A 15,334-nucleotide genomic window follows, 5' to 3' on the forward strand; every position below is an offset into this window, starting at 1 on the left:
GTGATCAGATGGCAGATTACGTATACCGCAGAGTAATGCATGATATTAAGCAGAATATCATGGCCCGCAGGTACGAGGGGATGCGGCTGCCAGACGAGCGAAGTCTGGCAGACTACTACCAAGTCAGCCGGACTTCGATGAAGCGGGCCCTGGAGCTGTTGGAGCGCCAGGGGATCGTCTTTAAGAAGCGGGGCAGCGGGACCTTCATCAACCCGCTCTACTTAAAGAACCAGTCCATGTTCCGCTATGAAGGCTCCAACCTGGGGCTGACCGACAGCTTTACGGCTCCAGGCAAAAAGCAGTCAATCAAGCTCTTGGATTTCCGGGCCGTCAAGGCCAGTCCCGAAACGGCCCAGGACCTCTTTTTGAATGAAAACGACTTTGTCTACCAGTTTAAGCGCCTGCGCTTCCTGGATGACCAGCCTTTCCTGATTGAAGAGGGCTTCGTGCCGATCAAGATCGCGCCGGAGCTCAACGACGATATTCTGCAAGGCTCTTTGTTTAACTACCTGCAAAGCGACCAGGGCCAGGACGTGACCAAGTCCTACCTGACGATCACGGTTGAGCCGTCAAGCGCGGAGGATCAGGCCCAATTGCAGCTCAAGGCAACCGAGCCGGTCGGCGTCATGTCCGGGATCTTCTTTTTAGCTGACGGGACGCCTTTTGAAGTGTCCACGATGCGGGTTCACTACAAATACATGCGCTTTAATACTTTCGTCAACTTGAATTAGGCACGCCAGTCATGGAATTTTCCATGGCTGGTCTTTTTTTGTAAAAAATGGTTAAATTGGGTACTACCAATTATCAAATAAATTGACATCAATTTATAAACTGAGTATGATTAAAGCATAGATAACGATTGAGAAATTGGCAGAGCCAGTGCTTCGCAAATTGCAAAGGAGAAGATAAATCATGACTGTTGACTATGACTCAAAAGACTACTTGAAGAGCGTTGACGCCTGGTGGCGGGCAGCCAACTACCTGTCAGTTGGCCAGTTGTTCCTGCTGAAGAACCCGCTTTTGAAGCAAGAACTGACGGCTGAAGACGTGAAAATCAAGCCGGTTGGCCACTGGGGCACGATCGCGCCGCAAAACTTCATTTACGCCCACTTGAACCGGGTGATCAAGAAGTATGACTTGAACATGTTCTACATTGAAGGCTCCGGCCACGGCGGCCAGGTCATGGTTTCCAACTCATACTTGGACGGGTCATACACTGAGCGCTACCCGGAAATCACCCAGGACGAGGCCGGCATGGCCAAGCTCTTCAAGCGCTTCAGCTTCCCAGGCGGCGTGGCTTCCCACGCGGCGCCGGAAACTCCAGGCTCAATCCACGAAGGCGGGGAACTGGGCTACTCGCTCTCCCACGCGACCGGTGCCATCTTGGACAATCCGGACGTGATTGCCACAACTGAAATCGGCGACGGGGAAGCTGAAACCGGTCCGCTGGCTGCTGGCTGGTTTGCCAACCGCTTCATCAACCCGGTCAAGGACGGTGCCGTCCTGCCAATCCTGCAGGTCAACGGCTTCAAGATTTCCAACCCGACCATCACTTCCCGCATGAGCGATGAAGAATTGACCAAGTACTTTGAAGGGATGGGCTGGAAGCCTTACTTCGTCTCCACCTTCAAGGGCGGGCGCTTTGACGGGATGAAGGAGATTGGCCAAATCCATGAAGAAATGGCCAAGACCATGGATGCCATCATTGAAGACATCAAGGCCATCCAGAAGCGGGCCCGCGAAAACGGGGATGAATCCTTTGCCCACTGGCCGCTGCTCATCTTCCAGTGCCCAAAGGGCTGGACTGGTCCGCAATTCGACCTTGATGGCCAGCCGATCGAGAACTCCTTCCGGGCCCACCAGATTCCAATCCCAGTCGACCAGAAGCACATGGACCACAAGGAGCTGCTGCTGGACTGGCTGAAGAGCTACAAGCCGGAAGAACTGTTCGATGAAAATGGCTACCCAACCGCCTTGGTTCTGGAAAACGCGGTTCACGGCGACCAAAGAATGGCTATGAACCCGGTAACCAACGGCGGGCTCAATCCTAAGCGCCTGAACCTGCCTGACTGGCGTGACTATGCCCTGAAAGTGGGCAAGCCAGGCTCCAAGAGCGCCCAAGACATGGTGGAATGGGCCAAGTACCTGACCAAGGTGGCCGAGCTGAACCCAAGTAGCTTCCGCGGCTTTGGGCCGGACGAATCTAAGTCCAACCGCCTGTTTGACTTCCTTGACCAGGAAAAGCGGCAATGGGAAGACGACATTCATGAGCCAAATGACGAAAAACTGGCTGCCCAGGGGCGTCTGATCGACTCCCAGCTGTCAGAACACCAGGACGAGGGGATGCTGGAAGGCTACGTCTTGACTGGCCGCCACGGCTTCTTTGCCACTTACGAGGCCTTCGGGCGCGTGGTCGACTCCATGCTGACCCAGCACATGAAGTGGCTGCGCAAGGCTAAGGAGCAGTACTGGCGCCGCGATTACCCATCATTGAACTTCGTGGCTACGTCAACCGTCTTCCAGCAGGATCACAACGGCTACACCCACCAAGATCCAGGTCTGTTGACCCACTTGTTTGAAAAGAACCGGCCAGACCTGATCCATGAATACCTGCCAGCCGACACCAACACCCTGCTGGCCGTAGCCGACAAGGCCTTCCGCGACCGGGAATGCATCAACCTCCTGGTAACTTCCAAGCAGGAGCGGCCGCAATGGTTCACGGCTGCCGAAGCCGCCAAGCTGGTCAGCCAAGGCTTGGGCTACGTTGACTGGGCCTCAACCGACAAGGATGCCAAGCCAGACGTCGTCTTTGCTTCGACTGAAACCGAGCCGACCATGGAAACCTTAGCCGCGATCGACATTCTGCACCGGCATTTCCCAGACTTGAAGATTCGCTACATCAACGTGGTCGACGTGATGAAGCTGATGGCGCCCAAGGACAACCCAGCCGCCATCTCCCAGGAGGAATTCGACCGGCTCTTCCCAAGCGACGTGCCGACCATTTTTGCCTGGCACGGCTACAAGACCATGATGGAAGCCATTTGGTTTGCCCGCAAGCGCTACAACGTCTCCATCCACTGCTATGAAGAAAACGGGGACATTACGACGCCGTTTGACATGCGGGTCTTGAACCACCTTGACCGCTTTGACCTGGCCAAGGACGCGGTTGAGCAGATCCCAGCCCTCAAGGACAAGAGCGCGGCCTTTATCGATGAGATGGACCGCCTGCTGGCCAAGCACCACGACTACATCCGCGACAATGGGACCGATATTCCGGAAGTCACTGAGTGGCACTGGCGCGGCTTGGATGACTAAGCCAGAAAACAAGCTGAATAAGCCTAAAAGGAGCCCCACGGCTCCTTTTTTGGCCTATATTTTGGTCAGCTAGGGCAACTTTGTGAAAAAGAATGTTAAAATAGGCATAGAGCATTCAATAATAAATTAGGTGACTTAGATGAGTACGACGCAAATCTGGATAAATTTACTTGCTATTCTAATAATCTTTGTGTTCGCGGCCTTCTTCGTGGCCGCGGAATTTGCCCTGGTCCAAGTGCGGCCAAGCCAGCTGGAGGACAAGATTGCCAATAAAGACGGCAACGTCAAGAAGCTGAAGCGGGCCTTGCACATGACTCACAACTTGAACGAGTACCTGTCCACGACCCAGGTTGGGACCACGCTGGTCGGCGTTATCCTGGGCTGGTTTGGGGCGGACACCTTGTCCACCATTTTTGAGCGGCTCTTGAAGCTGACGCCCATGAACCAGCACCTGGTCGATACTTTGGGGGCTTTGCTGGGCGTGATCTTCCTGACCTACCTGGAAGTCGTCTTGACGGAAGTCGTGCCAAAGAACATTGCCATTGATCAGCCATTGAAGATGCTGATGGGGATCGTAACGCCGCTGCACCTCTTCCACACGATCGTATATCCCTTCGTCTGGCTTTTGAACACGAGCAGCGCGGGCATCTTGAAGCTGATGGGCTTCAAGCCGGCTGATGAGGAGAATGAGGTCTACTCGCAGTCAGAAATCATCCGCCTGTCCAAGAACGCCGTTCATGGCGGGGCCCTGGACAAGGAAGACTTGACCTACATGGAACGGGCATTTGAGCTTAACGACAAGGTGGCCAAGGACATCATGACTGACCGGACCCGTCTGACGGTTCTAGACGCGACCGAAACGGTCGAGACGGCTCTGAAGAAGTACCTGGATGACGGCTACAGCCGTTTCCCAGTCGTCAGAGACAATGACAAGGACGACGTGGTAGGCTACGTCTATGCCTACGATATCGTCCAGCAGAGCCGGACGGATGCTTCCGTTCCGGTCAGCCGGATCAACCGGACCATCATCACGGTTCCGGAATCCATGCCGATTCAGGATATCTTGCGGGAAATGATCAGCAAGCACACGCCAATCGTCTTGGTCGTGGATGAATACGGCGGGACCTCGGGGATCGTGACTGACAAGGATATTTACGAAGAGCTCTTCGGCTCGGTCAAGGACGAAATCGATGACGTCTCCGATGAATACATCATCAAGAACGGCGAAGGCGAGATTCATGTTTCAGGGAAGACGACCCTATATGACTTTGAGCGCTACTTCCACCAGAACCTCAAGTGCTTCCAAGATAGCGACATCATCACCATTGGCGGCTATATGATGGAGCAGTACCCGAACCTGAAGAAGGGCGACGCGGTTGAATTTGAGGGCTACCGCTTTACCTTGGAGGACATCCAACAGGGCTTTATGCGCTGGTTCGTCGTGGAAAAGCTAAAGGCAAACGATCAGGCCAAAAAAGAAACTTAAAATTCTGAAAAGAGGCAATTTTCTTGGAGAAAATTGCCTCTTTTTTCGTAATTAATGTTATAATCTGAATATATTAATTGAAGCTAGTCTTTACGTACGGTATTGGTACGAAATTAGGATAATTTTTTATTGAGGAAGTCAGATAATGAAGAGTATTCACGATGCAGTAGACCACAAGTTGTTTAGCGAAGAAGACATTGATGAAATGACCACCCGCCTGGGCAAGCAATTGACCAAGGATTACGCCGGCAAGCGGGTCTTGGTCGTTGGGGCCTTGAAGGGGGCAATCTTCTTCATGGTCGACTTGCTCAAGAAGATGGATCTGCCTTGCGACATCGACTTTATCGACGTTTCCAGCTACGGCAACGGCACTGAATCAAGCGGCAAGATTACCGTAACCCACGACCTGGAAGCTGACGTGACCGGCCGCGACGTCTTGATCGTGGAAGACATCGTCGACACGGGGCTGACCTTGAAGTTCATGAAGGACGAAATGATCAAGCGCGGCGCCAAGTCCGTCAAGTGCTGCGTGCTCTTGAACAAGACCGCCCGCCGGACTACTGAAGTCGAAGTTGAATACTACGGCACCCACGTGGGCAACGAATTCGTCATCGGCTACGGGATGGACTTTGCCGGTCTTTACCGCAACCTGCCATACGTTGGCGTGATCAAGCCGCAAGTCGTTGAAGAATTCAGCAAGAAGCACGAAAACGACAACTAGTCCTTAGACCAGCAGGCATTAATTGGCAATTCCTAAAGTCTAGAATTTTGTTCGCATACAGAAAACGACCCAGTTCACTTGAACTGGATCGTTTTTTCTTGTTTTATCGAAAAGCTCAATCCCTGGTCATCTTGACCCAGTAGTAGATTGGCAGTCCCAGCAAAGTCAGCCCCAGGCCGATGACTGACAAGACGAACTGGTTGATGACGGTCATCACGATGATGAATAAGCCGCCAATGACGGAAATCAAGGGGATGAACGGGTAGCCGGGCGCCTTGAAGGGCCGCTCCAGTTCCGGCTCTCTCTTGCGCAGGATAAAGACGGCCACGGAGAGCAGGGTGGTGAAGGTCCACATCACGAAGACCAGCATATCGGTCAGGATGTCAAAGCTCCCCAGGGCGATCATGACCAGGGCAATCGCGTCCACGAGCAGGGCGGAGAAGACCGGGACGCCAGTTCTCACAGAGGAGCGGCCCAATTTGCTGGAAAAGGGCAGGCGGCCAGCCTGGGCCAGGATAAAGGGCGTCCGAATCCCGGTCAGCATGAAGCCATTGCAGGCCCCGTAGACTGAGATCAGGATCCCGGTCGTGACGAATTTCCCGCCAACTGGGCCGAAAAGGCGCAAGGAGGCATAGAAGGCCGTATTCTGGTTGCCGACAATCTTGCCAAAAGGCAGCACGGTCATAAAGGCGTAGTTGATCAGCACGTAGATGACGGTGACGACGCTCAAGCCGATGATGATGGCTCTGGACAAGTCCTTTGTGGGATCGCGCACCTCTTTGGCCAGGTTGGTCACGATGATCCAGCCTTCAAAGGCAAAAAGGGCAGACAAGAGCCCCTGGCTGACCGCGCCAAGCCAGGACTGGTCTGCTCCTGGCGCCGGCGGGAACAAGGAGACGGCCACGGGATGCGGGTTTAAGAAGCCGAAGAAGATGATCAAGGCCAAAGGGATCAGCTTGATGACGGTCACGACCGCTTGCATCCTGGCCGCGGCCTTGGTGCCCAGGAGGTTGATCCCCAGCAAGAAGAGGACCAGGGCCAGCGCGACCCATTTGGAGTCAAGTCCTTTCAGGCCCAGCAGGGTCACGAACTGCTCGCCGAAGATGGCGGACAAGGCCGCGATCTGGGCCGGAAAATAGACGGTCATTTCCGCCCAGCCAAAAAGAAAGCCCCAGATATTGCCATAAGTGTAGTCCAGGTATTCAATGGCCCCGTTGACGTTCAAAGCAGCCGCGATTTCAGAGACCGTCAGCCCGGAACAGATGGAGATGAGTCCGGCCAGAATCCAGACGAAAATAGTCATGGACGGGGACCCGGTCTGCTGGGTAATGGTGCCGATTTTAAAGAAAACGCCAGCCCCGATGACGGAACCAACCACGGTTGCCAGCGCCTGGCCAAAGGAAATCTGTCTTTGCAATTTTTTTACCTCGATTAATTTCTTGATGCTTATTATTATAACTTAAATTTACTATATCTAGAAACCGTCAATGGGTCTGGTCTTTAGCAATTGGCGCTTTTCAGTGCTGACTGAAGCAATTTGATATGACAGGGCCTGTTTTGTTGTATAAAATGAAAGCAGGAGGCAGAGATGGACCAAAATCGACACTTTAAACACCGGGCAACCTTGCCGGCGATTATCAGCTTTTTAATCGCGGCCCTGGCCTTGCTCGCTTATGGCATATCCAATTACCGGGCCCAGACGACTTTGCCTCACGGGTCCTCGCAGAGCACGGTGGGCATCGGCCTGGATCAGCGGCAGACCGCGGTCAGGCTGGAGCGGCTGCAGCAAAATGGGGTTTCTTTCGTCTACCTGCAGGCCACGACCGGCAAGCGGGAGTTTGATCGGTCCTATCTAACTTTTAGAAAGAAGCTCAAGGGCAGCAAGCTGGCTTACGGCACCCGGGTCAAGGTTGACTCGCGCCAGTCGGCCCGCTCGCAGGTCAAGTACCTGGAGGAAAAGGCTGGCAGCCAGCTGGGCAGCCTGCCTGTCTTGCTTGATGCCGGCAGCAGCGACCCCTCAGCCGCGGATCTCACCTGCCTGGCTCAGATGAGCCGGCTTTTGCTCAAGCAGCGCCGCACGGTCATGGTCAGGGCCGACAGCAAGTATGCCAAGCTTTTTCCAAAAGGATGCGAGTTCCTGTCAACGGACCGAAAGACCCCGAGCCAGCTGAAATACTGCTTTTGGCAGTATTCGACCAAGGGGCAGGTCAGCGGGATGACCGGCCTCAAGTGGCCCGTGACAATGTACGCCTATATGGGCACCAGTCAGCAGTATGAACAGAAATATGGACGATTAACGCAATGATGTATAATGAGAAAATTCAAGCAGTATTGGAGAAGACCGGCAAAAGCAAGCCGACTTTGATTCAGGAGCGGACTTTTGACGCTATCAAGCACGGCGCTAGCCTGATCGGCCTGGCCAAGACCGGGACCGGGAAGACCCTGGCTTATGCCTTGCCGAGCTTGGAGCGGGTCACGGCCGGGCAAAGAAATGCCATGGTCGTTTTGGCGCCAACAACGGAGCTGGCCGTACAGATCCGCAACGCGATCCAGCCCTTTGCCCAGGCATTGGGCTTAAAGACCCTGGCTTTGGTAGGGGCCGGCAACCGCAAGCGCCAGGATGAAAAGCTGAAGAAGGGGACGGCCGAGGTGCTGGTGGCCACGCCAGGGCGCTTTTTTGACTTCTTCTCCAGCGGACGGATCAAGCTGGCCCAGATCAAGACCTTGATCATCGATGAAGCCGACGACATCCTGGAATTTGCCAAGCTGGACCTTTTAAGCTCTTTAGGGCAAAACCTGCCGTCCAGCAGCCAGATTCTTTTGTTTGGGGCCACGGAATCCCAGATCACCAAGGAAGCCGAGGCAATTTTTGCTCGGAACTTCCTCCTGGTCGACGTCAGACCGGATCAGGGCAGCCAGACCGACCACGACTTCCTGCAGGTGGACAACAGCCACAAGATTGAATTCCTGCAAAGACTGACCAAGCTGGACCACTTCCGCGGGCTCTTGTTCTTTGACTCAAACGAAAGCATGACCCGCTTCGCGCGGATTTTTGGCCATACCAAGACCAAATTTGCCATGCTGAACAATGAAATGTCCAAGGACAAGCGGCAAAGAGCCCTGGCCGATCTGGCCAGCGGCAAGACCAAGCTGCTGCTGGCCACTGACCTGGCAGCGCGCGGCTTGGACATCCCCAAGCTGACCTACGTCATCAACTATGAAGTTCCGGCAGACGTCAATACCTACACCCACCGGGCTGGCCGGACGGGACGGATGGAGCAGAAGGGCTACGTGGTAACCTTGGGCGACGACCACGACTTCCGCGATTTGAAGAAGCTTTTGGAAGAAGTGCCGGAAATCACGCTGCAGCGGGTCTACTTTGCCGGCTACCGCCTGAGCACGGACAAGCCGGCAAAGAAGGCCGAAAAAGACAAGGGCAAGCTGAGCCAGGGCAAGCAGGCGGACAAGGGCAAAAAGAAAAAGCACCAGAAGCGCAAGAACAAGAACAAGGGCTACCACCCGCACTATCTGAAGGAGAAGAAGAGTGAATAGGGCAGCTGACTGGCTTGAGCGCTACCTGCTGCCGCTGGCCAACCAGATCGCCGCGGTGCGCTGGCTGGTGGCTCTGCGCGACGCGTTTGTCTCGACTCTGCCAATTACGGTGACGGGCTCTTTTGCCGTCTTGATCAAGAGCTTGATCAACGCGGCTGACAAGAACTGGAACTGGCACGTCTTGGCCACCCTCCTGCAGCCGCTGGTAGGCGCCTGCAACTTCGTCTGGCGGGGGAGCGTGGCCATGTTTGCCCTCTTCTTTGCCTTGGCCTGGGGCTACCAGCTGGCCCGGACCTTTGAAGTCAACCGCCTGGCCGGGGCCATGACTTCCTTGTCCTCATTCATGATGAGCATTGCCAATTACGCCTACCTGACCAAGGGGGAGACCAGGTTCAGAATCGATGACGCTTTCAACATCCAGCAATTGTCGACGACGGGGATGTTCACCGCCATTTTGTTTGGCGGCTTGGGCGTGGCCATCTATATTCTGTGCGTCAAAGGCCGGCTGGTGATCCCCATTTACAGCCAGATGCCCCATGCCCAGCTGGCGGCCTTTGAGTCCATGCTGCCGGTCATCATCTCCCTTTTTGTCGTTGGCGGGGGCAACTATCTCTTCCAGGTCATGACTGGCCAGTATTTTGGTGAATGGCTGCTGCACATCATCCAATTGCCCTTGGCCAACTTGGGCCAGGGCTTCTTGATGGTCTTCGTCGTTACCGGCCTGATCCAGATCTTCTGGTTCTTTGGCATCAACGGAAACGGGGTCATGGCTCCGGTTATCGGGTCGGTCTGGGCCACGGCGCAGAACGCCAACATCCTGGCCGCGGCCAAGGGGAGCGCGATCCCTTACCTGTGGACTTCCGCATCATTTGGCGTCTTCGGGGTCGACAGCGTCGGTCTGCCTTTGGTCATCGGAATCCTGCTTTTCTCCAAGCGCAGCGACCACCGTACCTTGGCCAAGGTCGCTTTGGCGCCAAGCGTCTTCAACATCAATGAGCCGGTTTTGTATGGGCTGCCGATCATCTTGAACCCTGTTTACCTGGTGCCCTTTATCGCGGCACCTTTGGCCAACGTTTCCTTGGCTTACGTGGTGACGCGTCTGGGCTGGATCAACCGGGTCCAGGCCGTGGTTCCCGGCATCATCCCGCCAATCATTGGCCCCTTCCTGGCGACCAACTATGACTGGCGGGCCATCGTCTTGGCGGTCGTCAACCTGGTCATTGCCGTCTTGATCTGGCTGCCTTTCATCTCCGCGGCTGATCAGATTGACCAGGAAAGTTCCAACCGGGACTTTTTCATGGCGCAGTACTAGCTTTTTTTAATGAATTTCGGTAAAATAGTGTGTTGAATGGCCTGGTAGCTCAGGTGGATAGAGCACTGGTTTCCTAAACCAGGTTGTCGCGAGTTCGAATCTCGCCCGGGTCATCACGCGCATTTAAGCCTGCAGATTTTGGTCTGCAGGCTTTTCTTTTACTCAAAAAAGACTTAGCTTTTACTAATTCTTAAAAAACGTAAAGTCAAAAATTCCTGTAAGCGCTAAATTAAATAAAAATGAAAAACTTATCAAAGTCTTAATGAAATCCCTTGATCTGTGTAAAAATGACGTCTATAATTCGAAACATCAATCAGTTGACTGAAAGAAATATTAAATCGTTAATTGATTCTCTCATGTAAGCTCGATTGATCGTTCGAAATCTTATTTATCCATTTTTCTTGTTTTTATCGTTTTACTTGTATTAAGAACAAGCGATTAGTACCGTTAGGAGGCGGACCCAATGTCTGGAACAACTCAACCAAAAGAAACAGTTGGATCATTTGTGATGAAAGTCCTCAATGGTTCAGCGACTGCCATTATCGTGTCACTTTTGCCAAGTGCCATTTTGTCAACCTTCTTGACGCCATTCGCACCCACGAACACGGTGGTGGCCAATCTTTTGCACATTGTGACTGTCTTCCAATACTTCTTTGCAGTCATGTGCGGGTTCTCAACTGCCAAGCAGTTCGGCCTGGGCTACACTGAATCAGCCTGTGTCGGCGGCGCTGCTTTCCTTGGTTCCGGCTGCGTGACTGCCGTGCCAACGACCGTTAAGGGCGTAAAGACCGTTGTCTTCCAACTGGCTGGCATGGGCGACGTAATCAACACCATGTTGACGGCTGCCGTAGCCGTATTGTTCATCAAGTGGGTGGGCAACCGCTTCGGCTCCCTGAGCATTGTCTTCTTCCCAATCCTGGCCGGCACTGGCGTCGGCTGGCTTGGGACTTTGACCAAGCCTTACGTATCCTTGGTAACTACCGGGATCGGTGACGTCATCAACACCTTCACCAAGCTGGCTCCATACCCAATGTGTATCCTGATCGCGATGTCATTCGCCATCGTCATCATCACCCCGCTTTCAACGGTCGCAATTTCCGTGGCCATCGGCTTGGCCGGCATGGGCTCAGCCGCTGCTGGTTTCGGTCTGGCCAGTGCCGCAGCCTTCCTGATCTGGGCAACCCTGAAGGTTGACAAGCCAGGCGTGCAAGTTGCCATCTTCCTTGGCGCCATCAAGATGATGATGCCAAACTTCCTGAGACACCCAGTGATCGGGATCCCAGTTGCTTTGACGGCAGCCGTTTCAACCCTGTCAGTTCCGATGCTGGGCATGCAAGGTACTCCGGCTTCCGGTGGTTTCGGCTTGATCGGTGCCGTTTCACCACTTGCGGCCTACAACGCTGGCTTCCACAACGTTCCAGTACTGGTGCTTGTCTGGGTAGTCGTACCATTTGCGGTTGGTTACCTGATGAAGAAGATCTTCGTTGACTGGACTAAGCTGTGCAAGCCTGAATACTTTGTCAGCCCTGCTCAATAAGGCGAAAATCCAAATTTTAACTATGCCAAATCATTTCATCAAACGTAATGTCTTAAGCACAATTCCTTTAAGTTAGTGTATTTGTAAGTAATCTCAATTAATAACTCTGTAAAAAATACCAAAATCAATTCCAAATCAATTTACCATAAGCATCAAAAACTTCTACTTACTAAAGCAGGAGGCTCAAGCGGCCTCCTGCTTTTCTTTGGCCGTTTCTTGCAATTGCTGCTTGTTTTTAGTAGGATAAATGAAGTTGAATATAAGTTAAAGGAACCTTTAAATTCAGTCCCGTGAGGCTGAAAAGGGGGCAGCTGCGGGAAAGCATCAATTCCTGCCATTGAACCGTCTTGGAGGCGCCAGGTTTCCAGGGCGTTTTTTTCTTGCACCGGGTTCCACTAATGAGGGGGAGTTTATTTTTGGAAAAGAACGAAGAATTTCGCAATCCAGAAGCCGTGCTCGACATTCAGGACAAGCCCAAGTTTGGCCCGTGGCTGATCCTGTCCATCCAGCACCTGTTCACGATGTTTGGAGCGACCGTGCTGGTGCCGCTCCTGGTTGGCCTGAAGCCAAGCATCGCCTTGTTCTGCTCCGGCGTTGGAACCTTGGTCTACATCATGTGCACCAAGGCCAAGATTCCGGCCTACCTGGGGTCGTCATTCGCCTTTATCGCGACCATGCAGGCCTTGATGAAGAGCGACGGGTATCCGGCAGTTGGGCAGGGGGCCATCGCGGCCGGCCTGGTCTACGTGATCGTGGCCTTGATCATCCGCAAGGCCGGGTCTGACTGGCTGGACAAGATTTTGCCGCCAGTAGTCGTTGGGCCAATCATCATCGTCATTGGCCTGTCATTGGCTACGACGGCGGCCAATGACGCCATGTTCAATCCCAGCGGGAAGTATGACTTGAAGTTTTTCGCGGTGGCCATCTTCACCTTGGTCGTCACCATCATCTTCAATATGTTCCTCAAGGGCTTCCCAAGCATGATTCCCGTCTTGCTCGGGATCATCTGCGGCTACGTGATGGCCTTGCTCTGCGGGATTGTCGACCTTTCAGGCGTAGAGAGCGCCAAGTGGTTCTCCTTGCCGGCCTTTGACGTCTTAGGCGCCAGCTACAAGTTTAAGCTTTACCCGGCAGCCATCATTACCATGGCGCCAATTGCTTTCGTCACGATGACGGAGCACATGGGTCACATCATGGTCTTGAACAAGCTGACCAAGCGGAACTTCTTCAAGGATCCCGGCCTGCACCGGACCTTGCTGGGGGACGGCTTGTCCAGCATCATTGCCGGCTTTCTTGGCGGTCCGCCAACTACTTCTTACGGGGAAAATATCGGCGTTTTGGCCATGACCAAGGTCCACTCAGTCTGGGTTTTGGGCGGGGCGGCGGTTTTCGCGATCATCTTCTCCTTCGTGGGCAAGGTATCAGCCGTAATCGAATCCATCCCCAGCCCGGTCATCGGCGGGATTTCCTTCCTGCTCTTTGGGATGATCGCGGCCAATGGCCTGCGGATCATCGTCGACAACAAGATCGACTTTGAAAAGAAGCGGAATTTGATCATCACGTCCGTGATCTTAGTGGTCGGCATCGGCGGCACTTACTTGAAGATGGGGTCTTTCCAACTGACCAGCATCGCTTTGGCAACCTTGTTTGGGATCGTCCTGAACCTGATTCTGCCGGAAAAGGCGGCCAGTGAATGATCGGCTTTCACGAAACAGCTTTCCACATGGCTGGAAGGCTGTTTTTGATTTAAAAAGCCTGGCTTTTGGGTTATGATAGGTAAGCAATCATCAGTAAACAAAGAGGTTATTCATGAACAATTTACCAGAAAAATTAGCAAAAATCGTCAAGGAAGTTGACGAGCAGATCGCGGGCCGCCTGCATGAAATTGACGAGCAGGTCGTCTACAACCAGGCCAAGGTTTTAGAGGCTTTCGTTGACAACGCGGTCGCCGAATCCGACCTGAAGGGAACCAACGGCTACGGGGATGACGATGAAGGCCGGGACAAGCTCGAACGGGTCTACGCCCAGGTCTTCCACACGGAAGACGCCCTGGTAAGACCGCAATTCGTTTCCGGGACCCACACCTTGATGACGGCTTTAGACGGGAACCTGATTCCTGGCGACACCCTGACTTACTTAACGGGGATGCCTTATGACACCCTGCAGCACGCCATCGGCCTGACCGATGACAAGGCCGGCACCTTGATTGAAAAAGGGGTCAACTTCTCTTATGTACCACTGAAAGAAGACGGCAGCGTTGACTTTGAGGAAGGGGAAAAGATCTTAAAGCGAGACCAGCCAAAGATCGTGGCTATTCAGCGGTCTCGGGGCTACGACACCCGGGAAAGCTTCCCGGTGGCCAAGATCAGGGAAATGATCGACTTCATCAAGGAAGTCAGCCCGAAGTCCTATATCTTCATTGACAACTGCTACGGTGAATTTTCCGAAAAGCACGAGCCAACAGAATACGGGGCCGATTTCATGGCCGGCTCCTTGATTAAGAACGCTGGCGGCGGGGTAGCCCAAACCGGCGGCTACATCGTCGGCAAGAAGGAGTTGGTCCACCGGGCAGCCAGCCGCCTGTTTGCCCCAGGGATCAGTGATTCAGAAGGCCCAACTTTAAGCAGCCTGCATGAATTCTATGAAGGCTTCTTCCTGGCGCCAAACGTGACCGGGGAAGCCATCAAGGGGATGATCTACTCAGCGGCCTTGATGGAAAAGCTGGGCTTTGACGTTTCGCCAAAGTGGGACGCGCCGCGGACTGACTTGATCGAATTGATTACCTTCAACGACAAGGAAAAGATGATCAAGTTCTGCCAGGAAGTGCAGAAGAACTCACCGGTTGACTCCTTCGTTACCCCAATTCCAAGCCACATGCGGGGCTATGAAGATGAAGTCATCATGGCTGGGGGAACCTTTGTTTCAGGGTCAACGGTCGAATTCTCAGCTGACGGCCCGATCCGCCCGCCTTACGCTGTCTACATGCAGGGCGGCTTGACTTACGCCCATGACAAGATCGCCGTGACCAACGCGGTTAAGTCAATCTTGTTTGGCGATAACTGAAGAACGGAAAAGATTAAAAGCCAGCCGAAAAGCGACAGCGGCTGAAAAAACTAGACTCTCGATAAATGAACAAGGTGAAGCGCGAGCAAAGAGCTCAAGCTTCACCTTTTTTGATGCCGAATCAAATTATTTACCAAAGGACAGTTAATAATCGAAAATTTCATAGCTTTCACTTAACATTTGAAAGAATTTTCATAAAGCTGAAAAAATATAGATTTTTTTGGTTCAGTATAAAAACTTGTGTAAACGGCTGTGAGATTTAGGATGCCTTTCGGGATATTTCCATTAATCGCAGAAAGAAGTATTCATCATCTGGATACCCATAACCCTTACGTCTCTCAGTCTTGA

General features: G+C 53.2%; 11 protein-coding genes and 1 tRNA gene. 11 read left to right on the plus strand and 1 reads right to left on the minus strand.

Annotated elements, in window-relative coordinates; translation table 11 throughout:
* The first annotated feature begins 8 nt into the window (after nt 1-8).
* From FYJ62_RS07935 to hpt, 4 genes are all read left to right on the plus strand, one after another.
* Entirely contained in the window at nt 9-731 is a 723-nt protein-coding gene (locus FYJ62_RS07935; RefSeq protein WP_154549162.1) for a GntR family transcriptional regulator, read from the plus strand.
* Between the two features lie 181 nt (nt 732-912).
* Entirely contained in the window at nt 913-3,315 is a 2,403-nt protein-coding gene (locus FYJ62_RS07940) for a phosphoketolase family protein (RefSeq protein WP_154549163.1), read from the plus strand.
* A 139-nt stretch (nt 3,316-3,454) separates the two neighbouring features.
* On the plus strand, nt 3,455-4,801 hold the full coding sequence (locus FYJ62_RS07945) for a hemolysin family protein (protein WP_154549164.1): 1,347 nt from the start codon (nt 3,455-3,457) through the stop codon (nt 4,799-4,801).
* Between the two features lie 145 nt (nt 4,802-4,946).
* Nucleotides 4,947-5,522, plus strand: coding sequence for a hypoxanthine phosphoribosyltransferase (gene hpt, locus FYJ62_RS07950; protein WP_154549165.1), 576 nt, complete (start codon nt 4,947-4,949; stop codon nt 5,520-5,522).
* Between the two features lie 115 nt (nt 5,523-5,637).
* On the opposite strand, the gene FYJ62_RS07955 is transcribed toward hpt, so the two are convergent.
* A complete protein-coding gene (locus FYJ62_RS07955; RefSeq protein WP_154549166.1) occupies nt 5,638-6,939 on the minus strand; it encodes an APC family permease in 1,302 nt (433 codons plus the stop codon).
* 171 nt (nt 6,940-7,110) lie between these two features.
* Between FYJ62_RS07955 and FYJ62_RS07960 the strand changes: the two genes are divergently transcribed.
* The 7 genes from FYJ62_RS07960 (at nt 7,111) to FYJ62_RS07990 (ending at nt 14,986) form a co-directional block, all read left to right on the plus strand.
* On the plus strand, nt 7,111-7,827 hold the full coding sequence (locus tag FYJ62_RS07960) for a glycoside hydrolase family 25 domain-containing protein (protein ID WP_154549167.1): 717 nt from the start codon (nt 7,111-7,113) through the stop codon (nt 7,825-7,827).
* The gene (locus FYJ62_RS07965; RefSeq protein ID WP_195837415.1) at nt 7,827-9,074 is read left to right on the plus strand and encodes a DEAD/DEAH box helicase; all 1,248 of its coding nucleotides are present in this window, start codon (nt 7,827-7,829) and stop codon (nt 9,072-9,074) included. Before FYJ62_RS07960 ends, FYJ62_RS07965 begins: the two co-directional genes overlap by 1 nt.
* Entirely contained in the window at nt 9,067-10,386 is a 1,320-nt protein-coding gene (locus FYJ62_RS07970; protein ID WP_206987602.1) for a PTS sugar transporter subunit IIC, read from the plus strand. The genes FYJ62_RS07965 and FYJ62_RS07970 overlap by 8 nt, the downstream gene beginning before the upstream one ends.
* A gap of 38 nt (nt 10,387-10,424) precedes the next feature.
* Nucleotides 10,425-10,499, plus strand: a tRNA-Arg gene (locus tag FYJ62_RS07975).
* Between the two features lie 350 nt (nt 10,500-10,849).
* Nucleotides 10,850-11,923, plus strand: coding sequence for a PTS sugar transporter subunit IIC (locus tag FYJ62_RS07980; RefSeq protein ID WP_154549169.1), 1,074 nt, complete (start codon nt 10,850-10,852; stop codon nt 11,921-11,923).
* A gap of 416 nt (nt 11,924-12,339) precedes the next feature.
* Entirely contained in the window at nt 12,340-13,620 is a 1,281-nt protein-coding gene (locus FYJ62_RS07985) for a uracil-xanthine permease family protein (protein WP_229771872.1), read from the plus strand.
* 112 nt (nt 13,621-13,732) lie between these two features.
* The gene (locus tag FYJ62_RS07990; protein WP_154549171.1) at nt 13,733-14,986 is read left to right on the plus strand and encodes a methionine gamma-lyase family protein; all 1,254 of its coding nucleotides are present in this window, start codon (nt 13,733-13,735) and stop codon (nt 14,984-14,986) included.
* Nucleotides 14,987-15,334 lie beyond the last annotated feature (348 nt).

Source organism: Lactobacillus porci, from assembly GCF_009695985.1.
Taxonomy (GTDB): domain Bacteria; phylum Bacillota; class Bacilli; order Lactobacillales; family Lactobacillaceae; genus Lactobacillus; species Lactobacillus absianus.